This window comes from Lacticaseibacillus styriensis (assembly GCF_030770295.1).
Lineage (GTDB): Bacteria > Bacillota > Bacilli > Lactobacillales > Lactobacillaceae > Lacticaseibacillus > Lacticaseibacillus casei.
The window spans coordinates 2,952,111-2,966,709 of record NZ_CP132483.1 but is presented as its reverse complement, the minus strand read 5'-3'; the positions used below and the strand labels follow the sequence as shown (position 1 = coordinate 2,966,709).

Annotated in this window: 8 protein-coding genes; 7 read left to right on the top strand and 1 reads right to left on the bottom strand. The window is 48.5% G+C overall.

What is annotated here, in order from left to right; translation table 11 throughout:
* Nucleotides 1–15: 15 nt before the first annotated feature.
* The 7 genes from LACSTY_RS13880 (at nt 16) to LACSTY_RS13850 (ending at nt 13,064) form a co-directional block, all read left to right on the top strand.
* On the top strand, nt 16–1,461 hold the full coding sequence (locus LACSTY_RS13880; RefSeq protein ID WP_087913081.1) for a nicotinate phosphoribosyltransferase: 1,446 nt from the start codon (nt 16–18) through the stop codon (nt 1,459–1,461).
* Nucleotides 1,462–1,942: 481 nt separating this feature from the next.
* Nucleotides 1,943–4,165 (top strand): MucBP domain-containing protein, encoded by a 2,223-nt coding sequence (locus LACSTY_RS13875; RefSeq protein WP_161492255.1) that lies wholly within the window; start codon nt 1,943–1,945, stop codon nt 4,163–4,165.
* Between the two features lie 432 nt (nt 4,166–4,597).
* Nucleotides 4,598–9,919 (top strand): TIM-barrel domain-containing protein, encoded by a 5,322-nt coding sequence (locus LACSTY_RS13870; RefSeq protein ID WP_087913079.1) that lies wholly within the window; start codon nt 4,598–4,600, stop codon nt 9,917–9,919.
* Between the two features lie 130 nt (nt 9,920–10,049).
* Nucleotides 10,050–10,262: a DUF3923 family protein gene (locus LACSTY_RS13865; RefSeq protein WP_087913078.1), complete on the top strand. Its 213-nt coding sequence runs from the start codon at nt 10,050–10,052 to the stop codon at nt 10,260–10,262.
* A 180-nt stretch (nt 10,263–10,442) separates the two neighbouring features.
* A complete protein-coding gene (locus LACSTY_RS13860; protein ID WP_087913077.1) occupies nt 10,443–10,649 on the top strand; it encodes a hypothetical protein in 207 nt (68 codons plus the stop codon).
* 288 nt (nt 10,650–10,937) lie between these two features.
* Nucleotides 10,938–11,567, top strand: coding sequence for an NUDIX hydrolase (locus LACSTY_RS13855; RefSeq protein ID WP_087913076.1), 630 nt, complete (start codon nt 10,938–10,940; stop codon nt 11,565–11,567).
* 393 nt (nt 11,568–11,960) lie between these two features.
* The gene (locus LACSTY_RS13850; protein WP_087913075.1) at nt 11,961–13,064 is read left to right on the top strand and encodes a DNA glycosylase AlkZ-like family protein; all 1,104 of its coding nucleotides are present in this window, start codon (nt 11,961–11,963) and stop codon (nt 13,062–13,064) included.
* Nucleotides 13,065–13,176: 112 nt separating this feature from the next.
* On the opposite strand, the gene LACSTY_RS13845 is transcribed toward LACSTY_RS13850, so the two are convergent.
* Nucleotides 13,177–14,538: a hypothetical protein gene (locus LACSTY_RS13845; protein WP_087913074.1), complete on the bottom strand. Its 1,362-nt coding sequence runs from the start codon at nt 14,536–14,538 to the stop codon at nt 13,177–13,179.
* Between the last annotated feature and the right edge of the window lie 61 nt (nt 14,539–14,599).

Here is a 14,599-nt window from a genome sequence, read left to right as displayed (position 1 = left end):
AAGGCTTATTAAATTATGAATATGAATCCGGCAATGTTGACAGATCTTTACGAATTTTCGATGGCGAACGGGTATTGTGCTGCCTTGCCGCACGAGGATCAAGCGGTTTTTGATCTTTTCTTCCGCACCGTTCCGGATCACGGCAGCTTCGTTATCGCGGCCGGTCTGCAGCAAGTCGTTGAGGCGTTGCGCAACTTTCACTTCGAGGATGCAGATATCAGCTACTTGCGGTCGCTGAAACTTTATTCCGAGACCTTTTTAGACTATTTGAAAAATATGCGCCTGGACTGCACGGTGTTGGCCTTACCTGAAGGCACCCCGGTCTTTCCGCGTGAACCGTTATTAACCGTTCAGGGACCGCTGATGCAAGTTCAACTACTGGAAACGTTATTATTGAACATTGTCAATCACCAGTCGCTGATCGCTACCAAAGCACGGCGGATCACGGCTGCCGCAGAAGGCCGCCCCGTCATGGAATTCGGGGCGCGGCGGGCGCAAGGCCCTGATGCGTCGGTCTACGGTGCGCGCGCGGCTGTCATCGGCGGGTGCAGCAGTACCTCCAATGTGTTGTCTGCCCAGCAATTCAACATTCCGGCTGCCGGAACGATGGCCCACAGCTGGGTCGAAGCCTTTCCAGATGAACTAAGCGCATTTAAGGCATGGGCAAAAGTCTATCCAGACAACAGCGCTTTGCTGGTCGATACGTATGATGTCCTAAGGTCCGGTGTGCCCAACGCCATTACGATCTTCAAGGAGCTAAAAGCGGCCGGTCATCATCCGGTCGGCATTCGCATTGATTCCGGCGATATCACCCAGCTGGCCAAGCAAGCGCGTCAGATGCTCGATGCGGCTGGCTTCCCGGATGCCAAAATCACGGCCTCCAATGCGTTAGATGAAACCGTGGTGCAGTCCTTGCTAAAGGAAGGCGCGCCTATCGACAACTTCGGAATTGGTGAGAACCTCATCACGAGTGCCTCGTCACCGGTTCTGAGCGGCGTTTATAAAATGGCAGCCTTGCAAGCAAATGGCCAGTGGTTGCCGAAGATCAAAGTCAGCGCCAGTCGCGAAAAAACGACCTTACCGAGCCACAAGCAGGTTTACCGGTTGTATCATCACAACAACAAGCAAGCCTTTGCCGATGTCATTGCCTTAGCCGATGAAACCCTGCCGCAAACAATCGCAGCAGTCAGCGCGAACCCACTGGCAACGCATCCGCAAGTTACTCTGCGCGACTTCTCCGCCCGTCCACTTCTGAAACCAGCTTTTAATCCTGGAAAAGAATTGTTAGTGACAACCGATGTCTTTGCGATTCAAAAATACGCTCGTCAAGAATTAGCCCAGCTGCCTGAAGCCACACAGCGGCTCGTCAATCCGGATCTTTACCCAGTATATCTGACGCCTAAGCTGGCAACTTTGCAACAACAACTCATTGATGAGCATCATCAAAATAGTCAAAAATAATTAGTATAAACTGATTCTTTGAACGTCATCCGCTCTAAGTTGGATGACGTTTTTTTTCGTCGGTTTAAGATAACGTTGTTGGCGTTAATGAATTGTAAAACCATGAAGTCTTAGATTGACTATGTGTTATTTTATTAGCGCTTTATGGAGGCCTGGACAATTATGCTAGCACGACGATTCCGTGAACGTGGTGAACCAAATCGGACGACAAAAAGTGGCCAAAAAGTTGTCACTTGTTGTTCTCTTAACAATTTGTAAGTAGATGCGTCAAAAATAAAAAAGCCTGTTTTTATGCCATATTTTAGAGGCCAACGTCCTTTTTATGCAAAATAAATTAAATGATATTGTAATATAATTATTTAGATGTATACTAAATGTGGATTCAAGATTTATGCGCTTCCTGCCAAATGGGTTGTGTTGATAAGTGGCCAACCAGTTTTGTCAGGAAACGATCAGTTGTTACCATATGGAGGGGATACAAATGTGGAAACAGGCCAAGCTATATGTTTATAGCGCAGCTGTTTTGTGCATGACAACCATTGCGTTGTTATGTGTGCCTGGAACCAGTGTGTCGAATGCAGCAAGCAATAGCAGTACTGGTTCCGGCTCTGATCATGTTGCCACTCAATTGAAGACAACGCAGGACAACAGTGTTACCAATCTAATACCGAATCCTACCAATGATAATTCTTCGAATGAGCGAAATGGTGTGGCGTTTAGCACTCAGTTCCAGACGACTTATAAGAATGGTACGAGTGTGATCACACCGGTATCCACTAACTCAAACTCAATCACAAACTTTACGGATTTGAGCAAAGTGGATGAAATCAGCACGTTGAAGAACAGCAATTCTTCAGCTGAGAACATCAATGTTATTTTCGAAACACCCGATTTTAAAGGTGTTGATCCAAACAATATTGAAGCTGATGTTGCAGACGCACCGACCTTTAGTCAGGATATGGCTAAAGCGGGCTTGAAGGTGCTCTATAGTGGCAAACCAGGCGTGTATGATTCACAAAGCGATTTTCTGAGTCAGTACAAGTGGAGCCAGTTGATCGCCGTTCAAGTTATGGGTGATTTGCCAGCTAATAGCAAAATTACCATGACCATGCCGCTTACGTTGAGCAATACCACAGATAAAACGATTGGAGCAGGCGACTACAATCGTTCGACTTTGTTCGTTCAGACCTTGGCGTTTGGCGACAAGGGCTGGGGTTCAACGACAACGACTCGTTTCTCTGAACCTTTCGATATGAACTTTACCGGATACTTTGCAGCCAAGAGAGATTCGGATACACAATATACCGCTTTACCTGACTCAATTCAGAAATTGATGCCAACGACAGCCCCTAATGCAGATTTCACCGCGTATAACTTTTCGAATCTGCTTGATCAACCGGATGAAACCGGCACTGTTTACAAGGGTGGCCTTATCAAACTTGATTTGACGCGGATCATGAACGCGATCAAGGATCAGGGACTTTCCGTTGACGTTGGTGCGGATGGTCAGTTCGTGAAGAGCTATCTGTATGATACCGTGTCTGACACCAAGGTTCAGATTGTTGATGAAAACGGCAAGCCGATCAGTATTCCTAAGACTGATTGCTACGTTGAAATCCATCAAGTGATTGATACCAAAGATACAACGATTAAAGAAGGCAGCACCTGGAATCCTAAAGATAATCTTGTATCGGCAGTTTCACCGAAGGACAGCAGCGACATCTCATCCCAGATTAAGACGGATGGCACAGTTGATACCAGTAAGCCAGGTACTTATGCCGTTAAATATAGTTACACGCTCGGCGGTGTTACCATTTCCAAGACCGCGCATGTGACGGTTGCTGCGCCAGCTCCTGTTAAAGGCGGTAACGTCACGGTTTCTTACGAGACAACCGATGGCACCAAGTTGGCACCGGACGTTACCTTGAGTGGTAATGTCGGTGACACGTATACGGCAACGCAGAAGCAGTTTGAAGGTTACGAGTTTAAGTCAGTAACCGGCCAGCCTACGGGTAAGTTCACCAGCGATCCACAAACGGTCGTCTTCGTTTATGAAAAGCACGGTGTTCTTCCAAGCACTGGCGGCAGTGGCAGTAGCTCCAGCAGCAGCTCAACCGTTCCAAGCTCAGGTTCTAGCTCCAGCAGTTCGAGCGTCGTTCCGAGCTCCAGCGAAAGCAGCGGTTCGAACGTACCAAGTTCCAGCTCAGCTTCTAGCGAGAGCAGCGGTTCAAATGTACCGAGTTCCAGCTCAGCTTCTAGCGAGAGCAGCGGTTCAAATGTACCGAGTTCCAGCTCAGCTTCCAGTGAAAGCAGCAGCTCCAACGTTCCAAGCTCCAGCTCAAGTGCCAGTGAGAGCAGCAACTCGAACGTACCAAGTTCCAGCGCAAGCTCAAGCAGCAGCTCGAACGAACCAAGCTCAAAAGCAAGTTCCGAAAGCAGCAGTTCCAGCAGTTCCAGCAGCTCCAGCTCTAGTGCAAGCGGCGCCGTTACACCGGGCATCAATGACAACGGTGGCAATGGTGGTAACGGCGGCAACGGTCCACAATTACCTAATGTGACAGGCAATGACAATGGTACCAACAACCATCGTTTGCCACAAACCAGCGATGCAGTTAACGCATTGGTTGGCATTGTCGGCGCTATAATCGTACTGACAGGCATTGTTGGCCTCGCAGCACGGCACTTGGCACATCAAGCAAAATAATGCGGTAATTAAGATATGGTTCCAAAAGTAGCTTTTGTAACCGTGTTGATATGAGCATCAAAGAAGAACGCGTAGACATTTAATCTGCGCGTTCTTTTTGTGCGTTCAGATGCCAATGCTTAGCATCCGTGAATGAAATGAGTCTGGCTCTCATGAATATAAAAATTATAATCAAAAAAGTTCAGGGACATTTTCTTGGGCGCCGAACCCAGCTGAAGCCGCTTGATATATAACGAGTGTTGCGGCAAACTTCCGATAAATACATTTATATTTTCAGAAAAATATTTTAGGAAACCGATTTTTCCTTCTCATCGAAAGAACTTTCCAGTTGAAAGTATCTCATGAATGCGGTTACAATTCGCTCAGGTGGTACCAACCACCTAAATGATATGTTGTGCGAGGGTTATGCAAACGTTGAGGGGGAGTTTCTCGATGCACCAAGGGTTAAAGAAGCGGCAATATCGGGTTCCACGTTCATTACTTTACAGCAGCGCGGTTTTATCACTTACAGCCACGGCCATTTACTACACCAGCACCATTCCAGTGTCGGCGGTTAAGGCGGATCCTGACACTAGCAAGGCGACGGCCAAGGCAGCTACGAGCAACCTGCAAATTGTCAGTGTCACGAAACAAGCACACTATTTTGAAATTACTTACTCGAACAATCTCAAGGCGCGGTTATTCATTTTGGCGGACAATCAATTTCGCTTTTATGCTGATCCGTCTGGCAAGTTTGATGCGCCGGCGCAATCTGGCGATGGGCTGAATGCAAAAATTTTCACCAAAACTGTCGACACCTCGGCCACCAAGCCGTTTGACGCTGCTCAGTTGGCGAATGCAGCGAAGGGCTGGCAGATTCAAACCAAGGCGATCACGATTGCCTTTGATAAGGCCGCCGCGACGTTGCAGGTTTTGCAAGGCAACAAAGTGGTGCTGGCCGAACAGCAGCCACTGGAAATGACGGCCGATCACACGACGCAGGTCTTGAAGCGTAGCGGCCAGGATCATTTCTTTGGCGGCGGAACGCAAAACGGCAACTTCACCTTGACCGGCAAAAAGATCAAAATCCAAAACACCAACAATTGGGTGGACGGCGGGGTGGCGTCGCCTAATCCGTTTTACTGGTCCACAGCCGGTTACGGGGTGGTACGCAACACCTTTACGCCGGGAGCGTATGATTTTGATGCGGCTGGGGATGGCCAGGTTAAGACCACGCATCAAGAAGAGCGCTTCGATGCGGTTTACTTCTTTGATGCGAAGCCGGCTGATTTGTTAAAAGATTATTATGATCTCACGGGTGCGCCTGCCATGATGCCACGGTATGGCTTTTATGAGGCGCATCTGAATGCCTACAATCGCGATACCTGGGTGCCGGTCAGTGCCGATACGCCGGGTGCGATTAAGTTTGAAGATGGCAAGTATTACAAAGAGTATCAGCCAGGGAAAGTGCCGGCTGGTCAAAGTGGTATCAAGGAATCGTTGAATGGCGAGTTGAACAATTACCAATTCAGCGCCCGGGCCGTGATTGACCGGTATGCCAAGAACGACATGCCATTGGGCTGGCTGCTGCCTAATGATGGCTATGGAGCCGGCTATGGGCAAACCGATTCGTTGGCGGGTAATCTGGCTAATCTCAAGGAATTTGCCGATTATGCCGACAAACATGGCGTCGCAACCGGTTTATGGACCCAGCAAAATCTGTCACCGGTCGATCCGGCGCATCCAAAACCGGATGATCGCGACTTTGCCAAAGAAGTGGCGAATGGGGTCAAAGCGTTGAAAACGGATGTTGCCTGGGTCGGCTCCGGCTATTCATTCGGCTTGGATGGCTTGGAAAAGGCCAACCAGATGCTGACTAAAGTCAAAGGCGATGACTTACGGCCTTTTGCTATTACCTTGGATGGTTGGGCCGGCACCCAGCGCTACGCCGGCATTTGGACCGGCGATCAAACCGGGGGCCAGTGGGAATATATTCGCTTCCACATTCCGACGTACATCGGCACCAGTTTATCCGGCCAGCCGTATGTCGGTTCGGATATGGACGGCATTTTCGGCGGCGGCAATCCGATTGTCAATGCCCGTGATTTTCAGTGGAAGGCGTTCACCCCGATTCAGCTGAACATGGACGGCTGGGGCAGCAATCCCAAGACGCCATTTTCGTTTGATGACCAGACGACCGCCATCAATCGAGCTTATAACAAGCAGAAAACGATGTTGATGCCGTACAACTACACCGCTTCGGCGCAAAGCGTTTTCGATGGCAAGCCAATGGTGCGTGGCTTATTCCTGGACTATCCGGAAATTCCCGAGGCCTACACGGATTTGGTGAAGTATGAATACCTGTGGGGCGACAACTTCCTAGTGGCGCCGATTTACCAAAACACGGCCGCCGATGATAAAGGGAATGACGTCCGCAATGGGATTTATCTGCCGGATAAAAACCAGGTTTGGGTCGATTATTACACTGGCAAGGAATACCGCGGCGGGCAAGTGTTAAACAATTTTGATGCCCCAATCTGGAAGCTGCCGGTTTTTGTCAAAAAAGGGGCCGTGATCCCAACGACACCAGCCCATAATACGCCAAAAGCGTTTGATCAAACCAAGCGGCAATTCCAGATTTTCCCGGCAGCTGGCAAGAACGATTTTACCGTTTACGAAGACGACGGGATTTCGCAAAAATACCTAAAAGGTGCCCACGCCCAAACCAAAATCACAAGCGAGTTGCAAAAAGATCAGCTGGAAGTGACCGTTGATCCGTTGACTGGCGATTACAGCGGGTTGGATCCGGAACGCACAAGCGAGTTTGCCATTCGCACCAGCGGCCAGCCGAAAAAAGTAACCGCAACGGTTGGTGGCAAGGCGGTCACGCTAAAGGCAGTTGATAATCTTCAAGATTACGAAGCCGGCAGCAATGTTTATTTTGTCAATAAACAGTACCACACCAACACCTACTTGGAAAAACTGGCAGATAAAAGCATTGACCAAAACTTCCTGCAGGTTAAGCTGGACAAAACCAATGTGAAAACCGATGCGATTAAGTTAACCGTATCAGGCATTGACGCCACTGACGATCCGACGACTGGCGACTTGCCGGAAAGCGATCAGGTTCCTGTACCGACTGACGTGAAGCAAAACGACAAAACGACCACGGACACGACTGTCGGTATTAATTGGAGCCCAGTTAAAAATGCGGCAAGTTACGACGTGAAAGCAGATGGCGTCATTTATCGCAATCTGAACAAGCCAGCGTTTGTGCTGGATCAGGTCAAAGACAACTCGAAGCACACCTTCCAAGTGCGAACCGTCACAACCAAGGCCGTTTCAAAGTGGAGCACCGAGCAGACGTTCAGTTCCAAAGAAAATCCGATGCGCTTAGCCGTGAAAATGCGTAATCCAAAAGTGACCTCACCGATCAAGGACGCCCCGGTTTGGCAAGGTGACGATACCGTCGATAATCTTTTTGACCAGGATCTAGACACCATGGCGCACAGCAATTGGTTCTCGGATACGCCAAAACAGTCGCCGACACCGATGACGATCACCACCGAATTGGATGGCGTGTATGACTTAGATCACGTAACCTATGTCCCCCGCGAAAACGGCGGTAACGGCAATCTATCAGCGTTAACCGTTGAAACCAGTTTGGATGGCATTCATTGGCATCAGGCTGGTGAAGGCAAGGGCTGGAAATGGGACAGTACCGACAAAACCATTAACTTTAGCGAAAAGGAAAAAGCCAAGTATGTCCGTTTTGTTATTCCGGAAAAGTCAACAGTCGGCGATTTTGTCTCCGGTCGCGAACTCCTGCTTTTCAAACGCGATGGCACCAACAAAGCAACACTCGGCGATATTACCAATGACGGTCAGGTGAATGATGACGATAAAACGTCATTGATGAACTACGCCGGATTAACTGCCAATATCGACAGCGATTTTAACGGCTATGTTCAAAATGGCGACCTGAATCGCAATGGGGTGATCGATGCGTTCGATATCAACTATGTTATGACCAAGCTGGGTAAGCAGCCAGTGACCAAACCGGACGAAACGACGCCTGCTGGCACATTGGCCTTGCAGACTGACAAGCCGACTTATGTACCAGGCGATACCATCACATTATCCTTAGTCGGCAATCATCTAGACAAGGTGAACAGCCTATTTGCCCGCCTGCCGTTGACCAATCCGAATGTGGACTTGGTCAAAGTCGAACCGACTAAAGCGACCGCCAACATGGTCAACTTCAGCAAAATCCGGACCCACGGCGATAACAGCCGGGATATTTATCTGATTTTTGCCAATGAAGGCCAACAGCCGCGCTTATCCGGCGATCAGAAACTGGCAACGATCACGCTGAAAACCAAAACGCAGATGACTAAAGCTGACTTGCAGTTTGCGTTACGCGACTTGATGCTGACCAATCAGTGGGGGCCGGAAGCCTTGCCGCAAGACCCTTCACCTGTGACCGTGCAACAGTCCGTAAGTGAACAGGCGCAGGAGAAGACTAAGTTAACGGCGCTGCTGGATGCGGTTCATGCCTTGGATCCTAAACTGTTTACCGCTACCAGCTGGCAGGCAGTCGCAACCGCCAGTGACTCGGCCGCCCAGTTAGTAAAAGATGATGCTGCTTCCACCGATGCCCTCACGAAGGCGTATACCGATCTGCAACAGGCTTTGCAACAACTGGAAGCCGATCGCGGTGTGACTCAGGCGCAGTTGAAAGGGCTCATCGACGCAGCCGAAGCAATGAAACCAGACGCCTATACGGAGGACAGTTTCGCTAAATTGCTGGCTGCGGTTGCTGCGGCTAAGCCAGTCAATGCTGACGAACACGCCACCCAAGTGCAAATTCAATCGGCCATTCAGGCGATCACTGCTGCTTGGGTTGCGTTAGAGCTCAAACCGCAACCAACGCCGGTCACCGATTTGGCACAGTGGCTTCAGGTAGCGGCAGCACTTAAGGCAGACGACTATACACCTGCCAGCTATGCCAAACTAACCGAAGCCATCACCGCTGGCAAAAAGGTCGCGGCGGATCCAAACGCATCCACCGCTGCACAACAGGCAGCCGTGGATCAGTTAAAGGCCGCGATTGACGCGCTGGTGCCACGCGCCAACAAGCAGTCGCTGGAGGCGGTCATTGCAACAGCCGACAAGTTAAGCGCGAGTGCGTACACCGCTAGTTCCTACGCGAAATTGCAAGCTGCAGTGAAAGCGGCCCGTCCGCTTTTAACTGACCTGAACGCCACGCAGGCAGCAGTCGCGGAGCAAACCAATGCTGTTTTGACGGCACTTCAACAGCTCGTCAAACTGCCGGATAAAACCGAACTGGTCAAGCTGATCACGCAGGCGGCCGGACTCAAAAAAGACGCCTACACAGAAGCAAGCTTTAACGACGTGCAAACGGCTTTAGCGCAAGCACGCACCGTTCAAAAAGACCCTGAAGCAACGGAAGCGCAAGTTGCCAAGGCCGTTGCCGACCTCAAAACCGCGATTGATCACCTTGTGAAAGCGGCGCCGGAGCCAGGCAAAAAAGATCCGACAACGCCGCCAGCACCAAAGCCAACACCAGGTGGCGGGTTCCAGGGCGGGCAGCCAACGCAATCCGGCAAAACACCGGAATCTCGGAAAGAAACGAACGATACAAACACCATTCCTAAAACGGGCGAGCAAACGCAGTCAGTCTTGGCTGTTTTGGGAGCTGCGTTAATTGGGTTGTTAGGGTATGTTAAGTTGCGTAAGCATAAGCATGAATAATAGGTTGTCGTATTAGTTACGTGACGCCAATAGGCCGACATCTCCTGCGAGGTGGCGGCCTATTGTCTCAATTAAGAAGGGCACCATTTAGGCACCTTCTCGTAGCGAAATTCAAACGGAGGTAGGCAAATTGAAACATAAAATACTTTGGCTAGTAAACGGTATTTTGGCAGTTGCGATAGTTGGTCTAACCATCACAGTCCTGGTGCGACAAGTTGATGGGACTGGTCATGTGGAGACGTTGCAGTCACGTTTAGCGTCACTAGCAGTTTTGGGGGTCGTGATATTAGTGATTGCTCTTGTGGAAGGAATTTATTTGTTGGTTTCCAACCGTCATTCATGAACAACGCTTACTTTAATAACGAGATTTATTTATTAAGTGTCTGTCTTTAGAAAAATCGCATTCTATGGAAATTAAAAAACCCACGATATGATTGGTCGCGGGCGTAGCATCTGATAAGCTATGACTAAGCAGAAAGTTAAATAAGCGGTGGCGCTTCGCAATCGAAAGAAGGTGATGTCGATGGTTTTACAACTGTCGAACCACATTCCGATGAAAGGGGGTGCCAGTTTGTCGTCTGTGATTGACGCCTTTGCGGCAATCACGGCTGGCCTCGGCTCGGCCATTGTCATGGTCAACGTGTTCACACGTTTGATCAAGGCTTTGGAGAAACTGTGTCATGCAGTTTACGAGCTGAAGCAAGCGCTCGGAAAATTCCGAGAAAAGTAGGCAGACTAAAAGCCGCGTTAACTTTGACGAGTCGCGGCTTTTAGTTGCGTTATAGTCACCGTACTTTTAACGGTTCTGCTGTACCACAAGGGGCGTCTTGTTAGAGCAAGGCGCTCTTTGCTTACGCATTTATTATAACAGGTTCGAATTCATAGTGGAACCCGTTTCTGACGATTCGAATGCTACACTTGGTATCAACAAACAAGGCCTTCATCTTTATTTAAATTCATCACCAAATGCGCCTGTCCTGAAATGTCATCAACTACAATAGTAAGTGAGGTGATAGGGGTGGCAACGAAGGATCTGAATCTGTTAATCGTGCAGCTGCAAGCGATTGCGCAGTCCGGGCGCTATTATACAAAAGATGTTTTTGACCGCGAACGTTACGATCAGTTGGCAGCGATCACCAAGCAACTGGTGACGTTGCTAGGGGATGCGACACCCGAACAAGCACGGTTATTTGTGGATCAGGATATTGGCTACGTAACGCCTAAAGTTGATGTGCGGGCCGTCACGTTCATCGATGATCGCCTTTTAATGGTTCAGGAACGGGTCGGGGAAACGTGGTCAATTCCCGGTGGCTGGGCCGATTTGGGCTATAGTGCCAGTGAAATTGCAGTTAAAGAAACACGCGAAGAGGCAGGCTTGACGGTTAAACCTACGCGGCTACTGGCGGTCTATTCAGTCCGCAAGCGCGACTATGCACCGCAGAGTACCCGTGACGTGTACAAGTTTTTCATTGCGTGCGAGCCGGTGTCACACACGTTAAAAACGGGTGTTGAGACCGAAAACGTTAAAACTTTCAGTCGTGAAGAAGCGCTGGCACTGCCGTTATCGTTGCAACGTAACCTTCCCGCTGATGTTGCTATGGCGTTTGCGGCGCATGGGGTTGATCATTGGGAGACGCGGTTTGATTGATTGTTTGCCAATCAGATCGGTCCTGATATTGAACGTATCAGAAGACCTAATATCGCGTTGCGTATAGGATTAGTGCTTCGGCAACACTTACCATAAACTTGGCCGGAAACGCTACACCTCTTTGGAAAAGACTGCTGTAATGCGCTTTCTGCTTAGTAAAAGCTATATCAGTTAAGCACCACTCGCAGATCAACAGCACAACTGACCCGACACCACATACCACTGGAGTAAAAGTGAGTGTGATGCTCGGGATTTTTTAGTACACTTAACTTCAACTGAGGCCGATGAAGCAGTGCCAAGCTATTTGTGGTCATCTTGATGGTAGCCGGGCCTTTTTTCACTTCACTAGAGGCGGTCTGTGGCAGTCGCTACGCAAGTTGTTAGGGGATCTATATGTATACGAATGAACGCGTCAAACGATTTCAACTATTCAAGCAGCAGTTGGCGTTTACTGAGGCGAAACCTTTTTCGCAGCCAGCACTTTTCACGTTGCTAGGGAAAATCGGCTACATTCAACTTGACAGCATCAACGTCACCAACGCCAGAAGCCAGGACATCTTTTTGTGGTCTCGGTTTAAGAACTATCAGAACACAAGCTATGTCGATGCTTATACCAAGGGTGATGCGGTCGAGGTTTATTTAAACGCCCTTTCGTTGATGTCAAAAGATTCGCAATTAGTCCGGAACTTGCATCGAATGAACTTAGCTAAGCTTAAGCACGATGTCAATTACCCAGACTACATAAAGATATATCGCCAATTAATTCAAGTCGGGCGGGTTTATAAAAAGGATTTTGTCACCAACCACAATTTGCCGCAGTGGGAAATGTCTAAAGAAGACAACGCAATCGACAAACTTTGGCGCGCGGGACTCATTGACATCCAGCGGGATCGTTCATTTCGGAAAATATTGATCGCTGATAAGGATGACTTCGCCGATTCGCCCGCTGATGTTAACGAACTGGAAAAACAGGTATATGCGGACTTGATTCTGTTAACGTTCAATAATCTCGGGATAGCCACTAAAACAGACGTATTTAACGGAGCGCATTTTCGAAAGCGTTTATTCGATAGTGTTTTTGACGAGTTGCTCAAAGAAAAGCAGATAACAAACATCACAGTTGAGGGACAAGGCCATTACATCTTGGCGTCTGATCTAGATGCCTTTCATCACAACGATATCTTGCCGAACGTTGCCACTTTGTTGCCGCCTTTCGACAATCTTATTCGTGACAGAGCTAGAACGTTGCGATTATTTGGCATCAACTATAAGTTAGAAAGTTATACGCCAGCTGTTGATCGGAAGCTCGGCTATTTTGCACTACCCATCCTGATTTATGGTGATATTGTCGGCACGGTTGATCTTCGATTTGATAGAGCCCGCAAACAGCTTTCCGTGAACCGACTTGTTTGGAAAAATGAGAAGGTAAATAATCGAGCCAAAAGCGCAATCTTGGACGATGTTTTGCAGCGTTTTGGCAGGTTTATTTCACACTAAGGAATTGATAAAACACTAGAAAGGTGTCGGCGAGGAAACTTAATTATAAGCCATGACATGATCCGATAATGGGCTAGAAACATACCTATCATTTGGGAAGGACAAATGCAAATTAGAAAAGTTTTCGCTCATTAATCCGCGGCAGCCTCCTTCCCAACACAAACGTCACGATGGTCAAAATCACCACGATACCAAGACTAACAAGCTGAACTAACGAGTCACTGATCACGATTGATGAATGCGCATTGGCTTGGTCAAAAAGGCGAGTCAAGTCAGTGTGGGATAAAAGAGCGGCAATTAGGCCCCCGAAAACCAGCATCGCTTGCAGCAGAATGCTCCCTAAATAAGCATTTCGATACTTAACAGCCAAACGGTTAGCCGGGGTCGATATATTGAATCTGTAGACTTGGTGGTTAAGCAAAATACTGTTGGCACTGCCAATAAATCCGATCAGGAAAAAGCCGGCTGCGGAGATACTGGGGATGATCATGAGCCAACCACCTAGCATGAAGCCAATTAATTGTAACTGTAAATTTGCAATGTGGCGGAATTTGTTTTGAATAGCTTGCCGCACAATTTGTGCCAATATGAGCCCAAGCCCATAGGCGACATAAGCAGCCACCATTAATTTTTGATTGCGGATGGCAAATAGAATGTATAACATGGCAAAAGTTTCATAGACACCATTGATGAACGAACTTTGAATGAGCCACCATGGAAAGTCGATTCGAATTTGATGGTGGAGGGCAATGCGCAAAATAAAGAGAAAAAAGCCCAACGTGAATACGACCATTAAACCAACACCGAGCGCATTAGCAAAGAAGCGGGTAAAGCGGAGGCAAAAGACAATCGCGGTCAGCCAGAAGAAAAGTTCTAAGTCAGTTCTTGAGGATGTCTTTGCAACAAAGGTTGGTGTCTGCGGGGACTTTGCGAATTGGGGCAAGCGTATCAAGAACAACAAGCCACCAACCACAAATGCCAATAATACCCAGAAGCCTACGCGCATTGTTGACTGTCCGCTCCACAGGATTAGGCCTAACGTTACGATGCCATAAAGAACGAATCCTAGCATTTCAATCGCGGCAAAATTCCAATGCCAGACACGCCGCTCATGGTAATAAACAGCCTGATATGCTGGCAAAAAGGCACTGGCACCACAGCCGAGGACGAAAGCTGCCGTATCTTGAATGACTGCCTGTGAGAATACACTGAGCAAAATCAATGCTGCAGTACACAGCCATAAACAATTGCGGGCCAAACGATAAGCATTCTGGACATCACCTAAGCCGTTTACCAGCAATAGACCGGTTTTCGTTCCGGTGTAGAAGAAAATATAAGGCAAGTAAGCTGTGGGCGATTGGCCGTGATATAGCGTTGCAAAAACAAGCAGTGGCAACAATGAAATAAGGTTAGCCACTGCGAATAAACCACCCTGAAGCCACTTACCCTTAGTTGTTAAAGGCGCTACACCCATACTTGCCAGCCTTCCTTCAGCTGCGTTTATTAGCATAAATCGAGCTTAAGGCAGATAATCG

Bases quoted from the DNA above. Each gene is read 5' to 3' on its own strand.
- LACSTY_RS13880 (WP_087913081.1), top strand. From the start codon at position 16: ATGAATATGAATCCGGCAATGTTGACAGATCTTTACGAATTTTCGATG.
- LACSTY_RS13875 (WP_161492255.1), top strand. From the start codon at position 1,943: ATGTGGAAACAGGCCAAGCTATATGTTTATAGCGCAGCTGTTTTGTGC.
- LACSTY_RS13870 (WP_087913079.1), top strand. From the start codon at position 4,598: ATGCACCAAGGGTTAAAGAAGCGGCAATATCGGGTTCCACGTTCATTA.
- LACSTY_RS13860 (WP_087913077.1), top strand. From the start codon at position 10,443: ATGGTTTTACAACTGTCGAACCACATTCCGATGAAAGGGGGTGCCAGT.
- LACSTY_RS13850 (WP_087913075.1), top strand. From the start codon at position 11,961: ATGTATACGAATGAACGCGTCAAACGATTTCAACTATTCAAGCAGCAG.
- LACSTY_RS13845 (WP_087913074.1), bottom strand. From the start codon at position 14,538: ATGGGTGTAGCGCCTTTAACAACTAAGGGTAAGTGGCTTCAGGGTGGT.